The sequence below is a fragment of the Enterococcus sp. MSG3290 genome, assembly GCF_050555565.1.
Classification (GTDB): Bacteria; Bacillota; Bacilli; order Lactobacillales; family Enterococcaceae; genus Enterococcus_B; species Enterococcus_B faecium.
The window spans coordinates 167,952-193,944 of record NZ_CP187862.1 but is presented as its reverse complement, the minus strand read 5'-3'; the positions used below and the strand labels follow the sequence as shown (position 1 = coordinate 193,944).

Genomic DNA, 25,993 nt, shown 5'->3' with positions numbered 1-25,993 from the left:
GGAGAACACCGTTTATCGAGAGACAGTAAAAGAAACATTCAGCCCATTAGCAAAAAGGAGGTGTGACAACATTCATGTCACACCTCCTTTTTGTATAGTTCCAGTAAAAAGAAAATCAACTTAGAAACAGTTAATCATTCCTCTTCTTCTGCTTCCGGTAATCGATGGAACTTGATCAGTTCATTCACCGCGATTGGTACGATAGACAAAATCCCTACCAAGAACCAGTGATTCAAACTGATGTGTACTAGGCCGAATAGTTCTTGCGTAAACGGCAGCAAAGCAACAGCCGTTGTAATAGCTAATGCCAGTAACGCCATTTCTACCAAAGCTTTATTGGTTGCTAAATTGACTTTGAAAATCGATTGGCTGCTGCGTACATTGAACACATGCAAAATCGATGAATAAGCTAAGATCAAGAATGCAACAGTTTGACCGACATGCTGACTTGCATCTACCCATGGGCTGATAGTATCGACATAACTACCTAAATAGTAACCAAACAGCGTTACGATGGTGAAGACTCCTGCGTTTATGGCGATTTTTTGCAACAAGCCTCGAGCAAAGATCCCTTCGTTTTTCGGAATAGGAGGCTGATCCATGATGCCGTGTTCTGCTGGTTCTCTTCCCAAAGCAAATCCTGGAAGACCATCGGCAACTACATTGACAAACAGTAGTTGCACAGCTGTGAATGGCGCTCCCCAGCCTAACAGCATCGCAATCAAAACAATAAAGATCTCCGAAATATTACAGCTTAGCAAAAAGTTGATAGCTTTACGAATATTCTGATAAACCGAACGTCCTTGACTAACAGCATCTACAATCGTCGCAAAGTTGTCATCCGTCAGAATCATATCTGAGGCACTTTGCGCCACATCTGTCCCTGTGATCCCCATAGCACATCCGACATTACTTGCTTTCAACGCTGGTGCATCATTCACACCATCGCCAGTCATCGCTACGACTGCTCCCGTACGTTGCCAAGATTTGACGATCCGGATCTTGTCTTCTGGCGTTACCCGAGCATAGACAGAGAGAGCTTTGACACGCGCATCTAATTCTTCGTCTGATAATTGATGCAGTTCTGATCCTGAAAGTGCTTCTGACGGATCATTCAAGATACCTAATTCTTTCGCTATGGCACTGGCAGTTACCACATGATCTCCAGTGATCATGACTGTTTTGATGCCAGCCTTTTTCGCTCGCTTGATTGCTCCTTTACTTTCTGGACGTGGTGGATCGATCATTCCGATCAGACCAATCAAACGTAAGTCTTTTTCCAGTGCTTCAGAAGAAATATCTTGCGGTTCTTCGTCATAAGTAGCATAACCAACAGCAATCACTCTCAGTGCCCGTTTACCAAAGCGATCATTAACGATCGCCGCTTGTTCTACATCGCCTGAACTAAAGCGCGGAGCAAGAACATCGAATGCTCCTTTGGTGATTGAGATGTATTTTTCGCCCATTTGGTGAACTGTTGTCATCATTTTTCGTTCAGAATCAAAAGGAAGCTCGTTTACTCGTGGATATTTTTCTTCTAATTCTGCTTTTGTATGATAATTCTCTTCAACAGCCCTTACGATGGCTACTTCTGTTGGATTACCTTTGATAACAAGGTCGTCATCTTCTTGCTCGACCGTCACATCTGTACATAGTGCAGCCATTTTCAATATTTCCATCGCGCTGTTCGTCATTGAATCTTCGATATTCGTTACTTCATCTTCTTTGCTCCATACCCGGCGGACGCGCATTTCATTTTGTGTCAGCGTTCCTGTTTTGTCTGAGCAGATAACATTAGCGGTTCCTAGCGTTTCAACTGCTGGCAACTGTCGGATGATCGCATGTTTCCTCGCCATCTTCTGCACACCGTATGCAAGTGTCAACGTAACAATAACAGTCAAGGTTTCCGGTACAGCTGCAACAGCTAAAGAAATCGAAGTCATGAACATCTCAAGGAGTGGTTCTCCTTGCAGTTCACCAATCACAAATACTAAAGCCGCAGCCGCTAAAGCGATCATACTGATTCGTTTGCCTAGCTGATTCAATCGGACCTGTAAAGGTGTTTTTTGCATAGTATTTTCGTTCAAAAGATCCGCAATCTTACCCATTTCTGTAGCCATACCAATGGCTGTGACGATCGCTTTCCCACGACCTGCAGCAACCGTACATCCTTTAAATACCATATTAAGTTGGTCACCTAATGACTCATCTTCTTCAGCAATAAATGCTGCATCTTTTTCAACTGCTTCACTTTCTCCAGTCAACGCCGATTCTTCTACACGTAATTGTGATGCTTCGATCAAACGGGCATCGGCAGAAATAGCATCACCGGACTCTAAAACAAGAATATCACCCACTACCAGTTGCTCTGACTCAACAGTGGTCACTTTGCCGTCTCGTATGACAGTTGCCGTTTGTTTATTCATATCTTGCAAGGATTCCAGTGCTTTTTCTGCGTTTCCTTCTTGGACAATCGCCAATACCGAGTTGATCACAACGATAGCGATGATCAGCAGTCCTTCAAATAAATCCCCATGTTCTGTAGCAAATGCGGTATAAAAGGAAATCACCGCTGCTACAAGAAGGATGATCGTTGTAAAATCGGACAAGCTTCGAAAGAATTTTTTGATCATCGATTCTTTCGGCGCCTCATCGAATTTATTCAATCCCTGCTTTTTTCGCCGTTCATCCACTTCTTGTGAAGACAACCCAGTATCTGGATCTGCTTCTGTTACCTTCTTTACTTCTTCTATTGTCTGCTTGTATTCTTCCATCCTATTCCTCCTTTAAAATCTTCGTACAAAAAAAGGTACTTATTTTACTATAACATCCTTTTTTTATTTACTTCAAATAAAGGGCTTATCGATTATTTGTTAAGAAAGCGTAAAATTTAAAGTGCTTATATTTGCAAACGCTACCAAAGGATGCTATTATATAGATGTAAGGAAGGAGGATACCATCAAATAGACAGAAGAATTTCTCGATAGAACAGTGTAAGCAAACAAAGTTGTTAGAAGTACAGGTTTCACCCAGACATGCGTGTAGAGTACAAACCTATAAATAGTGAATGCGTATGGATGTTTGGATCACGAAGTATCCGAAACAAGAAGTAATGCGATACGTAACAATTGAATAACGTAAACGTCTGAAAATTGAATAGGAACAAGAGATGTTTTAAATGTTGAAGATGTAACGAAAACAAAATTTTTGTTTAACATGAAGAAATTCAACACCGTGCTTTGCATGTATGATGGAAAGTTACAATCATTTCTGTTTATTTGAATCCTTCCGAGGTACAAGAAAGCCGAGCTTATCGAGAGCTCGGCTTTTTCTTTGTCATAAAATCTTTGTAAAGCTTTTTTGTTATTCAAAACTAGCGGCTTTTCATAACCTTATTTCACGAACATCGCATCTCCAAAACTAAAGAAACGATAGCGCTCTTCAATCGCATGCTGGTAAGCAGATAAAGTCAATTCTCTTCCTGCAAAGGCACTAACTAACATGACTAAAGTCGATTTTGGCAAATGGAAATTAGTTGAGAAAGCTTCTACCACTTTGAATTCATAGCCAGGCGTAATGAAAATATCAGTCCATCCGCTGTCTGCTTTGATTTCTCCATTAAATTTCGTTCCAATCGTTTCTAATGTTCGAATTGAAGTTGTTCCGACAGCCACGATTTTCCCGCCATTTTTACGTACTTGGTTCAATCGCTCAGCTGCTTCTTCCGTCAAACGGTAGAATTCACTATGCATATGGTGTTCTTCAATTTTATCTACGCTGACAGGTCGGAATGTACCTAACCCTACATGTAGTGTCAGATAGACTAATTCAACACCCTTTGCTTCGATCTCATCAAGTAATTCTTTCGTAAAATGCAATCCAGCTGTTGGCGCTGCAGCAGAACCATTTTCTTTCGCATAGACAGTTTGATAGCGATCTGGGTCTTCCAGACGTTCTTTGATATATGGAGGCAATGGCATTTCTCCCAATGATTCAAGAATCTCTAGAAAAATTCCTTCATACTCAAAGTCAATGATCCGTCCGCCGTGTTCCAATTCTTCTTTCACTACTGCTTGCAATCTGCCATCACCAAAAGAGATTCTTGTCCCAACTTTGGCACGTTTCGCAGGTTTGATCAATGTCTCCCACGTATCTCCTTGTGTATTCGTTAGAAGAAGGACTTCTAAATGCGCACCAGTATCTGGTTTTTCTCCATATAAACGAGCAGGCAGAACTCGTGTATTATTCATAACTAGCGCATCACCAGGCTGTAACTCTTCAATGATTTCATGGAAATGTTTATCTTCCATCTCTCCAGTTTTCCGATCCAAAACAAGTAAACGAGAATGATCGCGGTCTTTTAATGGTGTTTGTGCGATCAACTCTTCCGGCAAGTCAAAATCAAAATCTTCTGTTGTTAACATATCGTCACTCACTTTCTATCATGTGCTTCATCATTCTATCATGTTTTTCATTCTGTTGGCAAAATCAGCACTTTTTCACTTCTATTTTTTGTTTTCCTAAATAAAAAAACTACCCTATTTGTATTTTTTCATTGTTTTAGGCATACTAGTAATAGATAGTTCTTCATTGAAAATAGAAAAAGAGGTGGCACCATGATTGAATTTCAAAATGTGTCAAAAATTTATAAAGGTGGAAAAGTCGCTGTAGAGGACGTCAATCTTTCATTTGAAAAGGGTGAGTTCATTTGTTTTATCGGTACGAGCGGAAGCGGAAAAACGACGACGATGCGGATGATCAACCGAATGACTGATCCAACACAAGGGAAAATTTTGATTGATGGAAAATCCATCCAAGAAATTGATCCAGTGGAATTGCGACGTCAGATCGGCTATGTTATCCAAAGTATTGGATTGATGCCTCACATGACGATCCGTGAAAATATCACTCTTGTCCAAAAATTGTTGAAAGTCAGTCAAGAAGAACGGAATAAAACAGCTGAAAAAATGATTGATCTTGTGGAATTGCCCCGTGAGATGTTAGATCGCTACCCACATGAATTATCTGGTGGGCAGCAGCAGCGTATTGGAGTCGTTCGTGCCCTTGCAGCGAATCAAGATATCATCTTGATGGACGAGCCATTCGGTGCGCTTGATCCCATCACTCGTGATTCTTTGCAAGACCTTGTCAAAGATTTACAAGAGCGCTTGGGAAAAACGATCGTATTTGTAACCCATGACATGGATGAAGCAATTAAGCTAGCAAGCCGTATCGCCATCATGAGTGAAGGCCGTGTGATCCAATTTGATACACCAGAAAATATTTTACGTCATCCTGCAAACGATTTCGTAGAAGAGTTGATTGGAGAAGATCGCCTACTACAAGCCAAGCCAAATGCGACAAGAGTCGGAGAAGTTATGCTAAATACAGCAATCACGATTACACCGGAAAAATCATTACAAGAAGCAATCAAACTGATGAGGGAAAAACGTGTAGATACGTTGTTAGTTACCGATAATTCGAATGTATTAAAAGGATTTATCGATGTAGAAACGTTGAATAAAAAGCGAGGAAAAGTATCCAGTGTCGGCGACATTTTGAATAAACATGTTTTTTACGTAAAAGAATCCGCCTATCTTCGTGATACCTTGCAACGCATTTTAAAACGCGGACTGAAATACGTGCCGGTCGTTGATGAAAAGAACAAAGTCGTAGGTATCCTGACTCGTGCATCATTAGTGGATATCGTCTACGATGTGATTTGGGGAGAAGATCCCGCAACTACTGATGTTGCAGAGTCAGCTACTCCTGAAGAATCTAAGGAGGTCTGACCTATGCAGCAGTTTTTTCATCAGCACGGTTCAGAAATTCTCTCAAAAGGTTTTGAACATCTTTATATTTCGGGACTTGCTTTGATCATTGGTATCATCATTGCTGTACCGCTTGGTGTCTTACTGACACGTTTTCCAAAAGCTGCCACGATTGTGATTGGCTTAACCAGTGCCTTGCAGACAATCCCTTCTCTTGCTTTATTGGCATTGATGATCCCGCTATTTGGCGTAGGTAAATTACCTGCGATTATCGCACTCTTTATTTATTCATTATTGCCGATTTTACGTAATACGTACATTGGGATGAAAAACGTCGATTGGAATTATCGGGATGTGGCAAAAGGCATGGGGATGACTGAGTTCCAATCCATTTTTTCCGTTGAATTGCCCATTGCTATGCCAACGATCATGGCTGGTATTCGTTTAGCTGCCGTTTACGTGATTGCATGGGCTACACTTGCCTCTTATATCGGCGCTGGTGGTTTAGGCGATTTGATTTTTAGTGGACTGAATAATTACCAACCAGATCTCATTTTGGCAGGTACGATCCCTGTAACAATTTTAGCACTATTGGCTGATTGGCTTCTAGGTCTCTTGGAACACCGGCTGACACCGATCGCACTTAGAGAGGAGAATGAAGAATGAAACGTATGTTAAAAATGACCATGATACTTTCCTCCCTTCTTATACTTGCGAGTTGTTCTTTCCCTGGTCTTGCCAGCAATACAGATGAAGACACCATTTCGATCACAGGTGGAATCACTTCAGAAGCACAGATCTTAGCAAGCCTAGTTGCCGGAATGGTTGAACATTATACAGATAAAAATACCGCAATCATCAACAATCTGGCTACCACAACTATCAACCATCAAGCGATGATGAACGGAGATGCTTCAATTTCAGCGGCTCGCTACACAGGAACAGATTTAACGACTACATTGAACCTTCCTCCTGAAAAAGATCCGAAAAAAGCGTTTGCTACCGTGAAAGATGAATTTGAGAAAAGATACGATCAAACGTGGTTCCCGTCCTATGGTTTTGAAAATACGTATGTCTTTCTTGTTCGAAAAGACACCGCACAAAAATACCATCTATCTAAAGTCAGCGATCTGAAAAATGTAGCGGATGAATTAGTAGCTGGTGTAGATACTTCTTGGATCAATCGTAAAGGAGACGGTTATGACGGCTTCCAAGAAACTTATGGCTTCTCCTTCAATTCGATATTACCTATGCAGATTGGACTTGTTTATGACGCAGTCGAAGCAGGAAAAATGGATATTGTTCTTGGCTACTCTACGGATGGACGGATCGCCAGTTATGATCTAGTCATGTTGGAAGATGATCGTCAATTCTTCCCACCATATGATGCTGCTCCAGTTGTAGACAACAAGATATTAGCTGATACGCCTCATTTAAAAGAAGCCTTAAATAAGTTAGGTCATACCATCAGTACGGAAAAAATGCAGGAATTGAACTACGAAGCAGATAATAATCTAGTGGAACCATCAGTAGTAGCACAACGTTTCTTACAAGAAAACCACTATTTTGAAGGGAAGTGAAGCAATTGGATAAAATGAATGTCTTTCAACAATTTTTCTATTATTTCCAGGAAAATGGCTCCTATATCTTTGCACAATTTATCCGTCACTTCCTGATTTCTATCTATGGTGTCCTCTTTGCAGCAGTTGTCGGGATTCCGGTTGGGATCATGATTTCTAGGAGACGTAAATTAGCAAACTGGGTGATTCGTTTGGCGAATATCATCCAGACGATCCCTTCTCTAGCCATGATCTCCATTTTAATCATTGGATTAGGCCTGGGAGTCAATGTCGTGATTGTTACTGTATTTTTGTATTCCCTCTTACCGATCATCAAGAATACGTATACCGGGATGATCCAAGTAGACAAAAACATCCTTGATGTCGGCAAAGGCATGGGGATGACTGCTAGACAACGACTATTCATGGTAGAGTTACCACTCTCTGTTTCTGTTATCATGGCAGGCATAAGAAACGCGTTAGTTGTTGCCATCGGGATAACCGCGATCGGTGCATTCGTCGGTGCTGGTGGTCTTGGAGATATCATTATCCGAGGAACCAATGCAACAGATGGCACATCGATTATTTTAGCAGGTGCATTGCCAACTGCATTAATGGCGATTATCACGGACTGGCTTTTAGGTATTTTGGAAAGACGGCTAGATCCAGCCAGCCGTACATCACGCTGATGTTATTGTAAAAAACAAAAGCTTCTGCGACCATTTGTTGGTCGCAAAGGCTTTTTTAGTTTTGTCATTTTTTAAGGCAATAATCCACTCTGATTCTTCCCTCCTTATGGGCAAAGAGTTGCTTTTCTTAGCTATTTATCCATTCCGTATACTCCAACTTCATACTGCCAACGGGTTCATCTCTGCATCCACCGACTAAGTTTTTTTCTTATCCGCTAAGGCATTTTGCCAATCCATTTTCCCATCACTCGTCATGGAATTCATACCACATGATCTCTAAATACTCGTCTGCTTGTTCTTTGAATTGGGCATCAATTCTTACATCCTTTGGCGTGGCTTTCATTTAAGCCTTTTCCATCAGTCCTCGATTGTTCGATGCCTTCAGCTACATCATCAAAACTGGTGACTGCCGTATCGGTAACTTCGATCATCTTTTATACAATCGGGAACTTGCCATCCTCATCCTTGGCTAAAAACATATCTAGCCATTCCAGCTTCTCGCCATGGGAGGTTTGCGGTTCCTAAAACCGGTACACGATTCTTATGGACTGCATCCGTCGCAACTAGACTTGGCGGTACGATGATCCTTCACCAGAAGAGCACCCCCGTAAACCAATTGATCGATATATTGCCAATAAGAAAAGACATTGGCGTAAAAGATATCGATCCCTCGTGATGCATTGCCGTTGATACTGCTATTCATGGCCGAAAGCGCCACGACTTTGACTTCTTCCGTTTGAGTGACATTCATGTTCGGCAATGTCGCTTTGGATACCCGCTCTGCTAAAGAAACGACACTGGTATTGTATTTCGTATCTGTATCTTTTCCAAAAGACCATGCCAACGAATCCTCTGGGAACCAATAAGACGACTCCGGTTGATTGTCCATTGCTTTTTTCAACATACTTTTGGCTGTTTCTCGATAAACGACATTTCCAATTGTCTTCGCCTCACTTTGGCGATAATCGATGGTCGTTGCCACTGCCAACACTAACAACGATGCTCCAATTTTACTGATTTTCCTTGTCACACTTCTTCCTCCTTGTTTTACATAAACCCGTCAACATTCCATTCCTAAACTCAAACAATGACCCTTCAAAGGTGGAGATATAGGAACAAATTAAAGAAATCATGCAATAAATCCAAGAAGGTTGGTTTTAGAACAAAAAAAGAGTCTCCTTTTTGGGGAGACTCTTTGTTAACTATCTAAAAAGGTTGGCTCTTCTCACTTCACTCATAATGTGTCCAGGCAGAATAAATTTCCACAACTTTATTTTCCTCATCAACTTTGTAAACCACTCGATGCTGTCTATTCAGCCTGCGTGAGTATCTGCCTTCATGTGTAGGTCTCAGCTTTTCAAAAGACTGCGTGGGCATATATGGATCTTCCTTCAATGTCTGAATCACTTCTTCAAATTGTTTCTTTAAATTCGATTGCTTGATTTTTCTTAAATCCACTTTCGCAGAGTTTTTGATTGCGACTGTATAGTTACTCATCAAAGAGCTTCCCAATCAATATCATCGATATTCGTAAAGCCACTGTCGTCTTTTTCGCGGTCTCGTACTTTATCTAAAGTACCTGTTTGCTCAAGAAAAAGGGTTTCTTGAATCGCTCTCCAGTCTTCCAGCCCAATCAATACAGCATTGTTTCCACTACGATCACTAATAATCTCGATTTCAGTATGATTTTCATTTACCTCTTTCAATAACTGATAAAAATTTTTACGAGCAGTGCTAGGATTCATCGTTGTATTAGCCATTGTCTCTCCTCCTTTTTCTGATATAATTATAGCGTACTTGATTAAGTACGTCAAAAAAATACAATAAAGCACTTAAATTCAGCAAACTTTTCCTCTTTTTTACATAGAGAAAAAGACCCCTTTTTAGGGAGGATCTTTGTCCACGCTCACTTCTTACTCCTTTACGACTAGCGGTAGCCAAACGTAAAGTAATTGGTAACAACGTATCATCTTTAGCAAAGGTCGAATCCAAAGCCTGTGAGTCTATGCAACAACACCAATACACGAAGGTTCCTCGTTGCAGTGTGACTTGATTGATATCTTGAATAACCTGAGGATACGCACGCAAGATTTGTAACGGTTATTCAAAACTGATTTTGGCCGTCAAGTCTTCTACTGCCTCAAAAATGATTGCCTCTTTCGTCTCCTGTCATTCATGTTCACTATCGATTTGATACTTGCTTAGACCGTTGGGTTTGTGAATCATCAATTAAAAATGGCACTGAGTTATGGTAACAAAAAATGGTCACTTGACGAGGCTGAGATTCCTACCTATGAAGACACATGGCACTTAAGAGTCGAGGTAAAGGAAGAAGCTGAAAATATAGGAGGCTGTACATTATTTGGCAAAGGATTCGGAAATTATGATCAAGACATCAAAATCAAAATGTTTTACAGCTAAATAGGAAGAATAATAACATTTCATACGCTGTTCCCATCTTTAATGGCTTATAGAGGGCACCTTTAGCTGAGAATAAGACAAAACAGACCCTCTAGCTTCAATTAAGAGCTAGAGGGTCTGTTTTTGATTTTAAAACTTGGTTTATTTCTTCAAATGGTAGCTATAGGTGCTGACAACGATATTTTCACGCCAAGACAATCGCAATCTTAACCGCAAACTTGTTTGGTTATGGAGAATATTCTGCCAGCGTCTGTTTGGTACAAATTGAGGAATCAACACAGTAGTTGTATAGTTTTGTTTCGCTGCATTTTTACTTACGATATCTACATAACGGATAATTGGATTTTCAATCGAGCGATAAGAAGAGTGGACGATTGAAAAACGGACATCTGGGAAATGCTTTTTAAATTCTGCTTCGATTTCTTTTTCTTTTTCGACATCTTCGTCTAGTGAAACATGCATCGCAACGACATAATCACCGATCGAACGTGCGTAATTCAACGCACCGATATTTACCCGTGTCACATTCCCGACTAATACAAGAACGGTATTCCCGTCATAATCATGTAGTTTTGCATCATTTTCTAAACGAAGCTGTTCTGCTACTTTTTTATAATGATCATGGATCTTATAAAAAATGAACATAACGATTGGCATAATGATGAAGAAAGGCCAAATGTCCCCTAACCGATAGACAAACAAAATCGCAATGATTGCATATGAGATGAACGCACCTGTAATATTGGCAATCGACTTGCTTAACCATCTTTTTCCTTCTTTTTTCCATTTGACGACCATCCCTGTTTGAGATAAAGCAAATGGAATGAACACGCCGATAGAGTATAACGGAATCAAGCGTTCTGTTGAGCCATGGAAAATAAACAGCAATACGATCGAACCTAGCGCTAGTGTGATAATCCCATTGGAATAGCCTAGTCGATCCCCACGATCTTGATACATGTGAGGCATGAATTTATCTTTTGCCAGATTGTATGCAAGAACTGGAAAAGCAGAAAAACCGGTGTTAGCAGCAACTGCTAAAATCAGCGCTGTAGCAAATTGAAGGACGTAATACAAAATACCATGACCAAAGACAGCTTTACCGATTTGAGACAAAACAGTGACTTCTTTTTCAGGAACGATCCCATACCAATAGTTGATAAATGTGATCCCCACGAAGAAGAAACCTAAGATCAATGCCATCATCGTCAACGTAGCAGCGGCATTTTTTGCTCTTGGCTTCTTAAAGAATGGTACAGCATTACTAATCGCCTCCACCCCAGTTAAAGAGGAAGAACCAGAAGAAAATGCTCGTAAAATCAAAGCGATAGAAACACCCGGCACAGCCGCTCCTGGAAGTGCAGTAGCTTGCAATGGCACAGCACCTGTCACGATATTATATAAACCAACAACGATCAGTAACGAGATCACAAGGATAAATGTGTACACCGGAAATAATAGGAACGATGCAGATTCCCTCAGACCACGAAGATTCAGCATCATCAGTAGCAAAACGATTGTCACAGAAATAGCGACTTGATGACCGTAGAGTGCTGGCACCGCTGATGTGATCGCTTCAGCACCTGCTGAGACAGATACTGCTACTGTCAACATGTAGTCGATCAATAAAGAGCCACCGGAAATCAAGCCAGCATTCTTTCCAAGATTCTCACTGCTGACGACATATGCTCCCCCGCCATGAGGATAAGCATGGATGATTTGACGATATGATAGCGTTAATGAAATCAATAAAATAATAACAAAAGCGGCAATGGGTAGCGAATACCAGATGGCTGCAGCAGACAAAGCGACTAAAACGACAACGATTTGTTCCGTACCATATGCAATAGATGATAACGCATCAGACGACAATAATGCCAAAGCAGCAAATCGGGTTAATTTGTGCTCATCATTTTCAGCAGATTTTAAAGGCTTACCTACTAACAACCTTTTTAAGTAATCCAATTTCTAAACTCCTTTACACACAATTTTACTTCAAGTTTTATAGTCGAAAATTTATAGTAAACAAGATGTTATAGTACGCTCACTGACCTTAAAAGTCAATAAACTTTAAGAAAATAATTGGAAAAAAACAGAAAAATATCAAGCGCTTTTTCAAACGCTTTAATACAGCAAAAATCTAACATTTTTTTATGGGCTTTTTCTTTGAATTCTATAATAAAAGGATAGAACTTGACTTAGAAAATCAAGTTCTATCCTTTTTGATATCTTAACTTTTGAAAGAGAGATGTAAGGTTGCTTTCTACCCATCATTCTTACTACTCGAAGCATAGCGCAGTTGTCACAACCTCTTGGTACACGGTGTTCAATCAGCTGACCCTCGGCATTAGCTCAAAAAACGGCAAAATATGAGGAACTATTTTTCCATTTTTTTCTCTAATACTCAGGTCAAAACACTGATTTCACAACCTCTTTTTTTAATGAAAAATATGGCTCTCATGCGCCGCTTCTTTGAATTTCGTCATTTTTTCTTCGATGAACGGATAGATTGCCGTTCCTACGATTCCAAAGACAACAAACAAACCGATCATGATCCAGATTGCTTTCGTAGCATTTGGCCAATAAATTCCTCCTGCAGATTCCCGTAACAAGTTTACCGCATGAGTAAATGGCAAGAACGGATTGATCATTTGGAAGAATTTCCCTGAGACTTGGATCGGATAGTTCCCGCCTCCGCCAGAGATCGACAGTACTAAGATGATAATAGCGATCCCTTTACCGACATTATCGAATAATGCAGCCAAGACATAGACGATCATCATGAACGCTAAGGCGATCAAGACAGCAAATGACACGCTGTAGACCGGATTTTGGACATCTACTCCTAGTAAGAAAATATTCCCTAATGTAACGATCAAGCTTTGCGCAATCGCCATTGTCAAAAATGTCAGCATACGAGCAACGAATTGTTCTCGTTTCGTAAAATTGTTTCGGTCTTTCTTTCCTAAATAGTATTCTGTCGTAGCAACACTTGAAAGAAGAACAGCGCCGACCCACAGACATAGTGCAGTATAAAACGGGGTGCTAGCTGAACCGTTATTTGCGATTGGATAAAGCGCATTGGTTTGTAGCTCAACAGGTTGTGTAAAGAAGTCACTTTCTTTTGTTGCATCTAGTTTCAATAATTTGATGACTTCACCTAGATCGACTTCTTGTTCGCCTTTTCGGATCGCGTCTGCTGCTTTTTGGATGCCAGCTTTGATATTTGGCCAGTCATTGTTGATCAAGTCCGCAGCAGCGTTCACAGCTGTTTCGACTTCTGGCATTTTTTCATTTACTGTTGTCAATGTACCGGTGATTTCATTTTTTAGTGCTGGCCAATCATTTTGGATAAAATCAGCGGCCAATCCTAATTTTTGCTGAAGGATCGGTAATTCATTGTTGTATAGGTCTGCCCCTTCATTGATGCCATTGACGATGGTATCCATATTTCCATTCAGCATTGTATTGGCATCATGGATTTCTTGTCCAATTGCAGGCATTTCTTTTTGATATTTTTCTAAAATTGCCACTGCATTCGTTACAGTTGCTTTCGTTGAGCTGAGAAGCGAATCAAAGTCGATCTGGTCCGCTTTGCTCAGTGCGCCTTGTGCAGTCCCAATCGTATCGATGACTTGGTCTAGTAGAGAAGTGACGGTAGAGCTGACTTGATCTAAATTGATGTTTTTAATAAAATCATCAATTTGTTTAGCCGTAGATTCTACACTTCCTAATGCATCCTTAATCGGTTGAATATCACCTGTTTGTATCGCAACATTTAGTTGATTCAATCGATTTTTAAAATCTCCTAAAAATTTATTTACATCATTAAGTTGACGAATAATCTCATTTAAATTGGTATTTCCTGCATTATTTTGTAGATTTGTTAAAAATTCTATCAATTGATTTATTGACGTCTGTTGTTTTGAGACATTCTCCATAAAATCATTAAGAACATTTCCTAGATTTTCTTTTTCTGACGGAGTTAATTGTCCATCTGTAATTGCCTCGTTAATGGTAGATGCTAGCGAACCTGTCGTTGTTGCCACTTGTCCAATTGACTTCAATGTAACATCTACACTGTTTGTGATGCTTGGTATCGCATCTTTCAGCTGAGAGGCACCTGATTTTGTTTGGTTTGCTAGATCACTTGCCTGATTTTCTAAATTTTTCACATCTGGCAAGATATCCTGTACTTGTTGGATGATCGTCAAGCCTTGTTTTGCTTCATCGATTCCTTGGTTCATTGTCTCTTGGATCGAAGCAAAATCGCCGTCGATCTCTGCTAGTTGCTTACCGGCATTTTGGATCTCTGGGATTTTTTCTTGCAAATCAAGGATGATTTTTGCTTGATCTTTCAACTCAGGCATTTTGTCATTCAATGCAACGACTTTTTCACCCATCTCATCTACTTTAGGGATGTAATCCACGAATTCATTTGCTTTATTCAGTTTTTCCTTGATTTCAGGTAGTTGACTTTGTAATTCGAGGACTTGTTTTGTGTAGCCGTCGATCGTGTCCAAATTTTCATCTGTTGATAAAATCATATCTTTGACTTTATTGATACTTACTAGGTTCGTATCGATGTCGTAACCTATCTCATTGAATACTTTCAATAAAGTCGAACTGGCTGTTTTGATAAATTCATTTGTGATTTGCGATTGGATCGAACTTGCTCCTTTATCGGTGATTTTCGGTGCAATCGCATTGATTTTTTCATTTACCGTATATTCGATTTTTGGTTTCTTGATATCACCACTAGTAAAACTCAGCAGATCTTCTGAGAAATCCTTTGGCAAGTAAATACCTGCGTAATACTTTCCGGAACGGACTCCGTCTTCTAATTGTTCTTTTGAATCAACGAATTGCCATCCTAATTGTTTATTTTTATGAAGCGATTCGATGACTTGCTCCCCAATGGCCACTTCTTTACCTTGAAACTCTGCTGGCTTGTCTGCACTGTAAACAGCAATTGGCAGCTCTCCAGTATTTCCATATGGATCCCATAATGCTTTGATGTTAAACCACGCATATAGCGAAGGGATGATCATGATCGCGATGATCAGAAGTGTTGCAATCGGGTTTTTGAAAATCCGTTTCCAGTCAAGCAAATATAATCGAAGCGTATTTTTGATTGACTGCATAGTTCTCCCCCTTCTTCTTTTTTCAGCTGAATTACTTTACCATGTATTTCATACTTTTTTCAATCGGCTTTTTTCAAAAAAGTCGAATTTTTGGACATATCACGGCAATTGTCTCATTGTAATCTCTTACATATTGAGAAATAATTAAGGATTACAGACTTTACTTTATCATGAAATAAAAGGGAAAGATAATTTTATGCCAAAGTTTTTATCTATTATACGTATACGCAAAAAAGCTAAAACATTTTTTGTCTTTGCCCCTACAAAAATGTTTCAGCTTTTTTCGTTTTTTATTCCTGTATTTCTTATTTTTCGAATGACAGGATGATTTTCCCAGCAGGAGGATGTCCTTCAACTAGCTGATGTGCTTGGATGACATGCTTAAGTGAAGCAGACAGATTCATTGAAATAAAAACATGAAAGGCTCCTTTTTGGTAGGCTTTGATTATGCCAGCAAAGGCTTCTGCATCTAGATATTCCTTTCTTGGAACAAACGATTCATAAAAGCCTTCCTTTTTTTGCCGCAAATCTAGATCTGGGAGGTCATTTAATGCAACATACCTGCCGCCTGGTTTCATGATCTGGATGCCGGTTTCTCCTTTGATACTTCCTTTCGTCGCATCGATTACAAGGTCTGCCTGATCAGCAAATTGCAGACCTGGATTTGTTTTATCATAAGCAGCAAATGCTGAAGCTCCTAATTTTTTTACCTTTTCCTCATTTTTACTGGATGCACTGGTTAAGATTCGGATTCCCTTTTCATGGAGAAGCTGGATCAGACTTGACCCGACCGCACCTGATGCTCCTAGTATCATTACAGTATCTGTCGGCTGGATTTCCGTCAAATGGTTGATTAGATTATAAGCCGTAATTCCTGGCGTGACCATTCCGGCTGCTTCTTCCCAACTCATTTTATCTGGAATTTTTGCTACTTTTGCTGATGGCAACACGACTTCTTCTCCGTAAGTCCCGCCGACTGCATGGACAGCTACTCGATCACCTACATGAACAGTTGTGACATCTGAACCAATCTCTGTCACAATACCAGCACCATCATTACCTGGTACATAAGGGAATTTCAATGTTCGTATCTCTTTCATTTCTCCTAAACGCAAGGCAACATCATAAGGATTCACACTGAATGCTTTTATTTCTACACGAACATGTCCAGAACCGACTTCTCTGGGATGAGCATCGATTTCTTCAAAAACATCTTGTGCTTCTCCGTAACCGTTAATTGCAAATCTTCGCATGGTCACCATCTCCCTTTTTCTTTAAGTTTACGTTTATGCCTTTATTTTGACAAAAAAAATGTCTTTTCGTTTTGGCGCATGATTCAAAACAAAATAATTGTCTTTTTTCGCGAAACGTGTTAAATTATTTATCTAAAAGCGTAAAGATTACGATTTACGCTAATAAAAAATAATTGGAGGAATTTGTTGATGGCTAAAAAATCAAAGATTGCCAAAGCAAAAAAACAGCAAGAAACGATTGAACGCTATGCTGCTTTACGCCAGGAATTAAAAGCGCAAAAAGATTACGAAGGCTTGCGCAAACTTCCTTTAGATGCTCGTCCAGAACGATTGAAAAATCGTGATTTAATCGATGGACGCCCTCGCGGATACATGCGTAAATTCGGGATGTCCCGTATAAAATTCCGTGAATTAGCACATAAAGGTTTGATTCCAGGAGTAAAAAAAGCCAGCTGGTAATCCAAGTCTGGCTGTAATGTAAAGGAGGAGGGCGCATGGACCACTCCTTGGATCATCAAAAAAGATACGTTCGCTTCTTCTAGCAGAAATGCTGGTACTAGAAGCAGACGTATCTTTTTTTACGCACAGCTGGTCCTTTTTTATATGTAAAGGCTGCATGGTTACTTCGCTATATTTATTTAGTAACAGGAGTCAGTGCTTCGATACCCACACTAATTTTCAATGCTCGGTCAACTTCTGCCATAATGGGTCGATCCAAATGGCAGACCTTTTCTTTCAATCTTGATTTATCGATCGTTCTGATCTGCTCCAACAGGATAACGGAGTCTCTTTCTATTCCTGTTCCAGTAGCTTTGATCCCAATGTGAGTCGGAAGCTTAGGTTTAGCCATTTTTGCCGTTATGGCCGCAACAATGATCGTCGGGCTAAAATGGTTACCTAGATTATTTTGAATAACCAAAACTGGGCGTGTTCCGCCTTGCTCCGATCCCACGACTGGAGAAAGATCAGCAAAATAAATATCTCCTCTTTTTACCATAGGATCCTCCTTATTCTTGATATTCTCTTGGTATCCGCTGTCCTAATCCGCAAGCCACTTCATAGTGGATCGTACCTAATTGATCTGCTATATCCTGCATAGTGATTTCTTTGTCTGCATTTTTGCCGATAAGCGTCACTTTTGTTCCGACAGGAAATTCTTGAGGCAATCGGATCATCAGTTGATCCATACATACACGCCCAATCGTTTCACAGTAGTTCCCTTCTACCAATAGAGAAAAACCCTGCATCTTTCGTGGCCAGCCATCTGCATAACCGATCGGTATCGTTCCGATCCACTCTGCTTCAGGAGTGATATATGTTTCTCCATAGCCGATTCCTTCACCTGCTGGGAGTTTTTTGACTTGAATCAATTCAGAAACCAGCTCAAGTGCTGGCTGCAATGGATAAACTTCCGGTAGTGCGTGCCCAGAGGGATTCAGTCCGTACATTGCTACTCCATAACGAATCATATTGCCGATTGTTTCATCATGCCATAAAGCCGTTGCACTATTGCTGACATGTACATATCGAGGAAGTTCGGGAAGTTTTTTCAGCACTTCTATAAAGCGTTCTTTTTGCAGATTCCAATATGTATCATCTGCCTGATCTGCTGTAGAAAAATGGGTAAATAAACCTTCCCATTCTAATACACGACTTTCTTTGATGAATGCAGCTGCCTCTTTTACTTCTTCAGGTGTACAAAATCCGATACGACCCATCCCAGTGTCTGCTTTTAGATGAATCGAAAGAGGCGTCTCTAGCTTACTTTTCTCTAAAACAGCAGCTGCTGCCTGCAACCATTCCCGTGTACCTGCAGTTACTGATAAATCATGAGCAACAGCTACAGTCAGTGCGTCGTAAGGAACCATATTCAAGATAAGGATGGGCTGAGTAAATCCAGCTTCTCTCAACTCGACTCCTTCATCTAAATTTGAAACACAAAAGCCCGAAGCTCCACCTGCAACTGCTGCCTCAGCTGTTTCAATAGCTCCATGACCGTATCCGTTTGCTTTTACTACTGCAAACAATTCTTTTCCTTGCGGAAGTCTTGCAACTTCATTTGCTACATTTTCAGTTATAGCTTTTTTATGTATCACTGCTTTCGTTGGGCGGTGCCAAGCGACAACCATCGTTTTTCCTTCTTTCTAGTCTTCCAAAATAATTTGTGCAAAAGCTGTTTCATTTGTATGAGTAATACTGACCCATACATTGCCTTCATGAGGTGAACGCGTCACAACAGGCTGACCATTTTCATTTTTTAAAATCTCGACATCTTGAAAGGTAACTTTTCCGATCCCAGTTCCCCAAGCTTTAGAGAAAGCCTCTTTGCAAGCGTAACGCCCGCCTAAAAATTCTACTTGGCGATGAAAAGGCAAGGACTGGAATAGTTTCATTTCATCAGAGGTCAAGATTCGTGCAATGAATTTTGGTTTTTCTTCGATCAGCCGAGTGATCCTAGGAAGTTCGACTGCATCGATCCCAATTCCTTTTATCATATGCTTTTCTCTTTTCAATAAATTTAGAACACTCTCATTCTACCAAATTATAACCATTTTGCCACAAATAAGTCCACAAATAACAAAAATGAAAGTTTCTCTTAAAAAAGAGAAACTTTCATTTTATGTTTAATCGTTATTTGAACGGATTACAAATCCGCGTTTTTTATCATTGTGACGTTTACCGCCATCTTTTTGGCTGTTATTATTTTTGCTATAACCGCCTTTTGATTTGTTTCCACGATAATTACCGCCGTCACGACGATTACGGTTGTTTCCGCCACCACGTTTGCCATTTTTATTGTATCCTTTTTTCTGCATTGGCAATGGGCGTTCTGGTGTGATCTTCACTGGCACTGCATCAGCTGGATCTTTTGCTGTCGTTTTTAGCAAAAGTGCAACTAAATCTTGTGCAGAATATTCTTCTAATAATTTATCTGCTGTTTGCAGGTATTTATCTAGACCATTTTCTGCAAGTTTTGTTTCGATTTGTTCAACTGCAGCACCTAATTGACCTTTGAATGCTTCTTTTTCGGTTGGTGGACGTAAAGTCGTCATCCGTTTTTTCGTCAAGTTTTCAATCACATGCAAGTAGTCCATTTCATTTGGTGTAACGAAAGTCACAGACATACCGCCTTTTCCGGCACGGCCTGTACGTCCGATACGGTGAACGTAGCTTTCTGGATCTTGAGGGATATCATAGTTGTACACATGAGTGACACCTGAAATATCTAATCCACGTGCAGCAACGTCTGTCGCTACAAGGATATCTAAATGACCGCTCTTAAATGAACGCAATACGCTCATTCGTTTTTGTTGAGACAAATCGCCATGGATTCCTTCTGCACGGTAACCGCGTGCTTCTAATCCGCGTGCCAATTCATCTACACGGCGTTTTGTACGTCCGAAGACGATTGTTAGTTCAGGTGTTTGAACATCAAACAAGCGAGTCATGATATCGAATTTTTCGTATTCTTTTGCGCGGACATAGTATTGATCGATCAAGTCAGCTGTCATTTCTTTCGCTTTGATCTTCACATGATGTGGATTTTTCATGAATTTAACGCCAATATTCTTGATAGCTGGCGGCATCGTTGCTGAGAAAAGTAATGTTTGTCTTTGATCAGGAACTTGTGAAATGATTTTTTCGATATCTTCCAAGAAGCCCATATTCAACATTTCATCTGCTTCATCCAAAACTAATGTTTGAACGGTTCCAAGTTTCAATGTGTGGCGGTTGATGTGGTCAAGCATACGTCCTGGTGTACCCACAACGATATGTGGACGATCTTTCAAGCCACGGATCTGACGGCCAATATCTGCTCCGCCGTAAACGGCTTGTACACGTACTTTTTTGTCGCGCCCTAAACGATATAATTCTTCTTGTGTTTGGATAGCTAATTCACGTGTTGGTGCGATAACTAAACCTTGTAATTCGTGACGATCTGGATCGATTTTTTCTAACATTGGTAATCCAAATGCAGCTGTTTTCCCTGTACCTGTCTGTGCTTGTCCAATAACGTCTTTTCCAGCTAATGCTAGTGGAATCGTTTCTGATTGGATAGGTGTTGCTTCTTCAAAACCAGCGCGTTCGACTGATTTCAACAATTCTGGTGATAATTCTAGTTCTTTAAATTTCAAATGAATCCTCCTATATGGTTGTTAACTGAGGATGTAGCTTTTTTGCTACCCCGTCGATTTGTTCGGTCAAAGTGTATTGTTTCTTTTTGACAGTGGCCACGCACGTTTTTATCCATTCTTAGCCCCTGTGGCACCACCGAAAAATCACTTTGCGAAGTTTAGGCATTAGAAAAGCCAAACGGGTCGCGTTCAGCTTTATCATTATTATGACATCTGGCTTCAACAAGTTGTTTCTATGGCAAAACCAGTCCAATTTCTCTTCATCTTTCGGCAATAGGTTATTCTAACATAGTTTTTCGTTTTCTGCAAGTTTACAGATTTTTATTTCATTTGCTGAAGCTGTTCTACCACTTCAAATAAGCCCATGCTGTTGCTGCCTTTTAGCATAATACTATCTGTTGCTTCAAGATTTTGTTTTACAGCATCAATCAATTTATTCTTTTCTTTTTCAAAATAGAACACAGGTAGTTGGGGGTATTTTTGGTTCAATTCTTCTTTTAGTGCATGCATTTGTTCCCCATAAAGGAAAATCATGGCGAATTTCTCAGGATCGATATGTTCACTCATTTGCGCATGCATGCTTAAAGAATCTTTCCCTAATTCCAGCATATCTGCTAACACAGCGATTCTGCGCCCTTTTGTTGGCAGATTTTTAAAAGTATCTAATACCAGTCCCATGGCTGTTGGATTTGCATTGTAGACATCGCTCAAAATAGCTGCACCATTTCCTGCCGTTAGCCATTCGGTTCTGTTTTGAGTGATAGAAACATGGGCGAGCCCTTGACGTATCTCAGGTATGGACAGTCCAAAGAAGCGCCCGATCGTATACGCAATCAAAGCATTCGTTACATTATAACTTCCAGGCAGCGGGATCGTAAATGTTTCTCCTTCTACTACAAAATCGGTTTGTGCTTTTCCTTTTGCTGTCACTTCCGCATGAACATCGCCATTTCCAATACCGAATGTTGTGACTGTTTGTACTAATGTTGCCGTTAAAGGTGTCAGCAACGGTTCATCTGCGGGCACAACGAGTAATCCGTCTGGTACAAGTCCGTCAGTGATTTCCATTTTGGCTTTAGCGATTCCTTCTCGCGACCCAAGATTTTCTATGTGTGCTTCACCGATCATTGTGATTGCTGCAGCTTTTGGTTGAGCCATCAGTGAAAGTTCAGTGATTTCATTGGCGTGATCCATGCCCATTTCCAAGACGATCTTTTCTGTATCTTGGGGCATGTGCAAAATCGTGTAAGGAAGACCAATATTATTGTTGTAATTTCCTTGCGTCTTATATGTTTTGTATTTTTCAGACAAGACAGAGGCGGTTAGATCTTTCGTGGTGGTTTTACCATTGCTTCCTGTAATTGCAACGACTTCTGCGCCTACTTTTTCCAAGTAATAGGTTGCCAATTGCTGCATGGCTTTCAAAGGATCTGCTACAGGAATAACTGGAAAATCTTTTGGAGCTTGTTCAACAGGCAAGCTCCAAAATGAAGCAGATGCTCCGTTTGTGATCGCTTGCTGGATAAATTCATGTCCATCTCGCGTACCAGCAAGAGGAACGAATAAACTTCCTTCGGTTATCTTCCGGCTGTCAAATTCGACATTGGTAATCTTTGTCAGTGCAGAGCATTCGCTGCCCACGGCTTGTGCAATTTCTTGTATTGTTAGATTCATTGAGATCTCTCCTAAAAAAGGTTGTGAAAAAAGCGTTTGGCCTAAACGGCGGGTTCGCATGACTCTCACTTCCAAGTAAATTTCTCTATTCGTATTTAGAAGCTAGAATGAACGCGGCTACGCGTTCACTCCAGCTTCTTCCTTTATTTTTTCTTTATTCATTTTTTTCAAAAAAAGATTGACGCTGATGGTATCGATTCATTCCTAATTGAATCAGTTCTTCAATCAAATCACCGTATTTCAAGCCCATATTTTCCCATAAGAGTGGGTACATACTGAACTCCGTAAATCCTGGCATAGAGTTTAATTCATTCAGGAATAATTCATTTTTATTTGTCAAAAAGAAATCACACCGGCTCAATCCGCTTCCGCCTAACATCGTGTAAGCTAACTTCGCGTACTCTTGTGCTTTTTGATAAACTTCTTCTGGCACTTCGGCTGGAATCTGCATTTCGATTTTATTATTGATATATTTTGCTTCATAATCATAGAATGCTACGTCTTTTACGACTTCGCCAGGCAAAGTCGTCCGAACATCTTCATTTCCTAATACAGCAACTTCGATTTCGCGCGCTTCAATTCCTTGTTCAACGATTGCTCGAGAATCATACTGATAGGCTGTTGCTAAAGCATTTTGCAGCTCTTCTCGGTTTTCTGCCTTTGTAATGCCGACACTAGAACCCATATTCGCCGGTTTGACAAACATCGGATAAAGCAAAGAACCTTCACATTGATCAAATACTTTTTTAGGATTTTCTTTCCATTGATTCTTAAGTACTGGTACATAAGGAACTTGCGGCACACCAGCAGCTTGTAAAATATACTTGGTCATGATTTTATCCATGGCACATGCACTGGTCAATACGCCTGCGCCGACATAAGGCATATTCAATGTCTCTAAGAAGCCTTGGATCGTTCCATCTTCCCCGTTTGGCCCATGTAAAACTGGAAAAACGATGGCTCCTTCTTCTTTGATTTCGCCCGGATTGATCACTTTTCCTGTAAAGCCTTCCTCTGTCTGTCCACTTGGGTCCCATGAAAGATGCAAGACATCTTTGCTTGCAGGTTTTTCTGTTAGTAATGGACCTTTGACCCATTGTCCTTCTTTTGTAATAAATATGAGTTGAACTTGGTAATAATTATAATAAATGGCATTTAAAACTGAAAATGCGGAAAGAATGGACACTTCATGCTCTGCGCTGCGTCCGCCATATAGTAAAGTAATCTTCAAAAGATTGTCCTCCTGTATTCTAAATCGTTCAGTGATTTACTCTCATATTTTAGCACAAAACAAAAATAAACGAATAACTTATTTATAAAAAAACGAGTTGGTTTCTAAAAGAACAAACGTCATTTATTTTTTGTCAGCTAGATTATTTGTCCCGTTTTTTATAAAAAGTTATGATAAAGAAAAGGAGGGATGATGATGGCGCAAACAAATCCACGCAGCCGCTTGGCAGAAATCATTCGAGTGTTCATCAATTACAATGTAGTGCCAAACTTTGTACAGCAAAAAAATCCCGAACAGGTAAAAAAAGCCTTTGAAGAACTAGGCCCCACCTTCATCAAGATAGGACAAATGCTTTCTGTTCGAGAAGATTTGCTTTCTTCTGCCTTCACTCAAACATTCAAAACATTACAAGATAGTGTACCTAGCGACACATTTTCAACGGTCAAAAAGACGATCGAAACAGAACTTTCTCTTTCATTATCAGATATATTCGATGATTTTTCAAAATCGCCTTTTGCCTCTGCTTCTATGGGGCAGGCTCATCGTGCCAAGCTGAAGAACGGTGACTCGGTCGTCGTTAAGATCCAACACCCTAACATCGCCGAAGAGATCCGACTTGATCTTCAACTATTTGAACGAGCGATCCCTTTGATCAAATACATTCCTGAAACTAGCGTAGTTGATCTAAAAGGGGTACTCCAAGAAGTAAAACGTTCCTTGATCAATGAAATGGACTTCTTAAAAGAAAGTCAAAATGGCGAACAATTCTATCAAAAGAACAATGGATGGAAAGAGATCCGCAGCCCCAAGATTTATGACGCTTTTTGTTCGAAAAAAGTGATCGTGATGGAAGAAATGTCTGGTAAAAACTTGAATCATTTAATGAACGCCGAAAACAAAACTGAAACTTTTATCACTGGAATTCAAAACAAGCAGCTGAAACAAGAAGTTGCAAAGCTTTTAGTTGAGAACTTTATGAAACAGGTGTTTGATGATGGTTTTTTCCATGCTGATCCTCATCCAGGGAATCTGCTATTCCATGTACTAACAAAAGAAGAACAGACACAAGCTAGCCAAAAAACTGAAACAGTCCATGAAAAAGAGTTCGGTTCCTTTGCTTTTCGAGCCTCCGCTTCTACAGAAGACCCTGTTGCGCCATATACCGTCAACTACATCGATTTTGGTATGATGGGGCATCTTTCTGCAGGGCTTAGGCAAAAACTCACACAAGCCGTTTTAGCGCTGTATACGAAAGATGCTTATCGAATCGAAAAAGCGGTCTTGCGACTTTGTCAGCAAGAAGGCTCGTTTGATGAAAGTCGGTTCCACCAAGAACTGACAAGTTTTCTTGAACAGTATTATGATTCTCCTATTGATGAAATCAACTTGCAAGAAGTATTCACACACGTCGTGACGATTTGTCATCAAAATAATCTGCAGTTCGATCGTGATATCACGCTTTTGCTGAAAGCATTTGGGACATTAGAAGGGGTGATCCGCGTCCTCGATCCTGAAGTTTCCCTCATGGAAGTCGCTTCGCCTTTTGCCCAACATTATTTTCTCACTCATCTGGATGTAGAAGATACATTGAAACAAAGCGGATTAGACTTATTGGAAGGGATGAAGGCTGCGCCTAAGATCCCTCAACAGCTCCACCATCTATTAGAAATGTGGACTTCGGGACAAGGAAAAGTCAATTTGGAATTGAAAAAGCAAGACAAATTATTGAGCAGGATCGAAAGTATGATCAATCGGCTTGTTTTCGGTATGATTTTAGCTGCATTGATCGTAGGGTCCTCCCTGCTTGTCCAAGCAGCACCTGTAGAAAACGCAGAGGTCGTTTCCTTATTAGGGATATTTACGTATGCTATTGCCGCATTCGTCATTATTTTTTTGGCAATCGATGCATTGATCCAAATGTATAAGAAGAGGAAAAAGTAGAAAAAGGTTGTGACAGAAAGAATCAGCTTCAAGAAATAAGAAGGGGTTTTACATAAATTGTTTCTCAAATTTTTGTGAAAATTCGGCTTATTTTTCGAAGAGGCTACTTCTGAAACACCGAGAATAAAAAATGTGAAAAAGCTGTTCTGCACCCAGTAATAAGAACAATCAAAA

The 25,993-nt window shown here is 40.2% G+C and carries 21 protein-coding genes and 1 pseudogene; 7 read left to right on the top strand and 15 right to left on the bottom strand.

Annotation, left to right across the window (positions count from 1 at the left end):
- Positions 1–134: 134 nt before the first annotated feature.
- Positions 135–2,774, bottom strand: coding sequence for a cation-translocating P-type ATPase (locus tag IGL31_RS00940; RefSeq protein WP_086299927.1), 2,640 nt, complete (start codon positions 2,772–2,774; stop codon positions 135–137).
- A 618-nt stretch (positions 2,775–3,392) separates the two neighbouring features.
- Positions 3,393–4,424, bottom strand: a complete 1,032-nt coding sequence (queA, locus tag IGL31_RS00935; protein WP_002296565.1) for a tRNA preQ1(34) S-adenosylmethionine ribosyltransferase-isomerase QueA — start codon at positions 4,422–4,424, stop codon at positions 3,393–3,395.
- A gap of 192 nt (positions 4,425–4,616) precedes the next feature.
- On the opposite strand from queA, the gene IGL31_RS00930 reads away from it, so the two are divergent.
- Genes IGL31_RS00930 through IGL31_RS00915 form a run of 4 tightly spaced genes read left to right on the top strand, consistent with a single transcriptional unit; the run spans position 4,617 to position 8,019 of the window.
- On the top strand, positions 4,617–5,792 hold the full coding sequence (locus tag IGL31_RS00930) for a betaine/proline/choline family ABC transporter ATP-binding protein (RefSeq protein WP_086299929.1): 1,176 nt from the start codon (positions 4,617–4,619) through the stop codon (positions 5,790–5,792).
- A gap of 3 nt (positions 5,793–5,795) precedes the next feature.
- A complete protein-coding gene (locus IGL31_RS00925; protein WP_002293405.1) occupies positions 5,796–6,437 on the top strand; it encodes an ABC transporter permease in 642 nt (213 codons plus the stop codon).
- Positions 6,434–7,351 carry an osmoprotectant ABC transporter substrate-binding protein gene (locus IGL31_RS00920; RefSeq protein WP_086299930.1) on the top strand — a complete coding sequence of 306 codons (918 nt, stop codon included), beginning with the start codon at positions 6,434–6,436 and terminating at the stop codon, positions 7,349–7,351. Before IGL31_RS00925 ends, IGL31_RS00920 begins: the two co-directional genes overlap by 4 nt.
- Positions 7,348–8,019, top strand: a complete 672-nt coding sequence (locus IGL31_RS00915; protein WP_002319469.1) for an ABC transporter permease — start codon at positions 7,348–7,350, stop codon at positions 8,017–8,019. The genes IGL31_RS00920 and IGL31_RS00915 overlap by 4 nt, the downstream gene beginning before the upstream one ends.
- 459 nt (positions 8,020–8,478) lie before the next feature.
- On the opposite strand, the gene IGL31_RS00910 is transcribed toward IGL31_RS00915, so the two are convergent.
- From IGL31_RS00910 to IGL31_RS00895, 4 genes are all read right to left on the bottom strand, one after another.
- Complete coding sequence (locus IGL31_RS00910; protein WP_323133616.1) at positions 8,479–8,601, bottom strand: hypothetical protein; 123 nt, start codon at positions 8,599–8,601, stop codon at positions 8,479–8,481.
- On the bottom strand, positions 8,561–9,049 hold the full coding sequence (locus IGL31_RS00905; protein ID WP_002301120.1) for a mannosyl-glycoprotein endo-beta-N-acetylglucosamidase: 489 nt from the start codon (positions 9,047–9,049) through the stop codon (positions 8,561–8,563). Before IGL31_RS00905 ends, IGL31_RS00910 begins: the two co-directional genes overlap by 41 nt.
- A 200-nt stretch (positions 9,050–9,249) precedes the next feature.
- Positions 9,250–9,516, bottom strand: coding sequence for a Txe/YoeB family addiction module toxin (locus IGL31_RS00900; RefSeq protein ID WP_002294198.1), 267 nt, complete (start codon positions 9,514–9,516; stop codon positions 9,250–9,252).
- On the bottom strand, positions 9,516–9,779 hold the full coding sequence (locus IGL31_RS00895) for a type II toxin-antitoxin system Phd/YefM family antitoxin (protein ID WP_002294199.1): 264 nt from the start codon (positions 9,777–9,779) through the stop codon (positions 9,516–9,518). The genes IGL31_RS00900 and IGL31_RS00895 overlap by 1 nt, the downstream gene beginning before the upstream one ends.
- Positions 9,780–10,299: 520 nt before the next feature.
- Between IGL31_RS00895 and IGL31_RS00890 the strand changes: the two are divergent.
- Positions 10,300–10,440 (top strand): annotated as a pseudogene (locus IGL31_RS00890) (transcriptional regulator); the annotation flags it as partial.
- A 141-nt stretch (positions 10,441–10,581) separates the two neighbouring features.
- Here IGL31_RS00890 and IGL31_RS00885 read toward each other — a convergent pair.
- The 3 genes from IGL31_RS00885 to IGL31_RS00875 all read right to left on the bottom strand — a co-directional run bounded on the left by IGL31_RS00885 (position 10,582) and on the right by IGL31_RS00875 (position 16,837).
- A complete protein-coding gene (locus IGL31_RS00885; RefSeq protein WP_002294202.1) occupies positions 10,582–12,405 on the bottom strand; it encodes an APC family permease in 1,824 nt (607 codons plus the stop codon).
- A 473-nt stretch (positions 12,406–12,878) separates the two neighbouring features.
- On the bottom strand, positions 12,879–15,584 hold the full coding sequence (locus tag IGL31_RS00880; protein ID WP_086299932.1) for a YhgE/Pip domain-containing protein: 2,706 nt from the start codon (positions 15,582–15,584) through the stop codon (positions 12,879–12,881).
- Between the two features lie 305 nt (positions 15,585–15,889).
- A complete protein-coding gene (locus IGL31_RS00875) occupies positions 15,890–16,837 on the bottom strand; it encodes an NADP-dependent oxidoreductase (protein WP_002294206.1) in 948 nt (315 codons plus the stop codon).
- 189 nt (positions 16,838–17,026) lie between these two features.
- On the opposite strand from IGL31_RS00875, the gene rpsN reads away from it, so the two are divergent.
- Positions 17,027–17,296 (top strand): 30S ribosomal protein S14, encoded by a 270-nt coding sequence (gene rpsN, locus IGL31_RS00870; RefSeq protein ID WP_002293413.1) that lies wholly within the window; start codon positions 17,027–17,029, stop codon positions 17,294–17,296.
- Between the two features lie 175 nt (positions 17,297–17,471).
- Here the strand turns inward: rpsN and IGL31_RS00865 are convergent, their stop codons facing one another.
- From IGL31_RS00865 to IGL31_RS00840, 6 genes are all read right to left on the bottom strand, one after another.
- On the bottom strand, positions 17,472–17,834 hold the full coding sequence (locus tag IGL31_RS00865; protein WP_002289874.1) for a type II toxin-antitoxin system PemK/MazF family toxin: 363 nt from the start codon (positions 17,832–17,834) through the stop codon (positions 17,472–17,474).
- Between the two features lie 10 nt (positions 17,835–17,844).
- Positions 17,845–18,966 carry an alanine racemase gene (alr, locus tag IGL31_RS00860; protein WP_002296555.1) on the bottom strand — a complete coding sequence of 374 codons (1,122 nt, stop codon included), beginning with the start codon at positions 18,964–18,966 and terminating at the stop codon, positions 17,845–17,847.
- Positions 18,967–18,981: 15 nt separating this feature from the next.
- Positions 18,982–19,332 (bottom strand): holo-ACP synthase, encoded by a 351-nt coding sequence (gene acpS, locus IGL31_RS00855; protein WP_002296554.1) that lies wholly within the window; start codon positions 19,330–19,332, stop codon positions 18,982–18,984.
- A 129-nt stretch (positions 19,333–19,461) separates the two neighbouring features.
- Positions 19,462–20,973: a degradosome RNA helicase CshA gene (gene cshA, locus IGL31_RS00850; RefSeq protein WP_002294211.1), complete on the bottom strand. Its 1,512-nt coding sequence runs from the start codon at positions 20,971–20,973 to the stop codon at positions 19,462–19,464.
- A 321-nt stretch (positions 20,974–21,294) separates the two neighbouring features.
- A complete protein-coding gene (locus tag IGL31_RS00845; protein WP_025479235.1) occupies positions 21,295–22,647 on the bottom strand; it encodes a UDP-N-acetylmuramoyl-tripeptide--D-alanyl-D-alanine ligase in 1,353 nt (450 codons plus the stop codon).
- 154 nt (positions 22,648–22,801) lie between these two features.
- Positions 22,802–23,878, bottom strand: coding sequence for a D-alanine--D-alanine ligase (locus IGL31_RS00840; RefSeq protein WP_002307390.1), 1,077 nt, complete (start codon positions 23,876–23,878; stop codon positions 22,802–22,804).
- A 195-nt stretch (positions 23,879–24,073) separates the two neighbouring features.
- On the opposite strand from IGL31_RS00840, the gene IGL31_RS00835 reads away from it, so the two are divergent.
- Positions 24,074–25,819: an ABC1 kinase family protein gene (locus IGL31_RS00835; RefSeq protein ID WP_086299933.1), complete on the top strand. Its 1,746-nt coding sequence runs from the start codon at positions 24,074–24,076 to the stop codon at positions 25,817–25,819.
- The last annotated feature ends 174 nt before the right edge of the window (positions 25,820–25,993 follow it).

Bases quoted from the DNA above. Each gene is read 5' to 3' on its own strand.
- IGL31_RS00845 (WP_025479235.1), bottom strand. From the start codon at position 22,647: ATGAATCTAACAATACAAGAAATTGCACAAGCCGTGGGCAGCGAATGC.
- IGL31_RS00865 (WP_002289874.1), bottom strand. From the start codon at position 17,834: ATGGTAAAAAGAGGAGATATTTATTTTGCTGATCTTTCTCCAGTCGTG.
- IGL31_RS00920 (WP_086299930.1), top strand. From the start codon at position 6,434: ATGAAACGTATGTTAAAAATGACCATGATACTTTCCTCCCTTCTTATA.
- IGL31_RS00880 (WP_086299932.1), bottom strand. From the start codon at position 15,584: ATGCAGTCAATCAAAAATACGCTTCGATTATATTTGCTTGACTGGAAA.
- IGL31_RS00900 (WP_002294198.1), bottom strand. From the start codon at position 9,516: ATGAGTAACTATACAGTCGCAATCAAAAACTCTGCGAAAGTGGATTTA.
- rpsN (WP_002293413.1), top strand. From the start codon at position 17,027: ATGGCTAAAAAATCAAAGATTGCCAAAGCAAAAAAACAGCAAGAAACG.
- queA (WP_002296565.1), bottom strand. From the start codon at position 4,424: ATGTTAACAACAGAAGATTTTGATTTTGACTTGCCGGAAGAGTTGATC.
- IGL31_RS00940 (WP_086299927.1), bottom strand. From the start codon at position 2,774: ATGGAAGAATACAAGCAGACAATAGAAGAAGTAAAGAAGGTAACAGAA.
- IGL31_RS00925 (WP_002293405.1), top strand. From the start codon at position 5,796: ATGCAGCAGTTTTTTCATCAGCACGGTTCAGAAATTCTCTCAAAAGGT.
- IGL31_RS00895 (WP_002294199.1), bottom strand. From the start codon at position 9,779: ATGGCTAATACAACGATGAATCCTAGCACTGCTCGTAAAAATTTTTAT.
- acpS (WP_002296554.1), bottom strand. From the start codon at position 19,332: ATGATAAAAGGAATTGGGATCGATGCAGTCGAACTTCCTAGGATCACT.
- IGL31_RS00875 (WP_002294206.1), bottom strand. From the start codon at position 16,837: ATGCGAAGATTTGCAATTAACGGTTACGGAGAAGCACAAGATGTTTTT.
- IGL31_RS00930 (WP_086299929.1), top strand. From the start codon at position 4,617: ATGATTGAATTTCAAAATGTGTCAAAAATTTATAAAGGTGGAAAAGTC.
- IGL31_RS00835 (WP_086299933.1), top strand. From the start codon at position 24,074: ATGGCGCAAACAAATCCACGCAGCCGCTTGGCAGAAATCATTCGAGTG.
- alr (WP_002296555.1), bottom strand. From the start codon at position 18,966: ATGGTTGTCGCTTGGCACCGCCCAACGAAAGCAGTGATACATAAAAAA.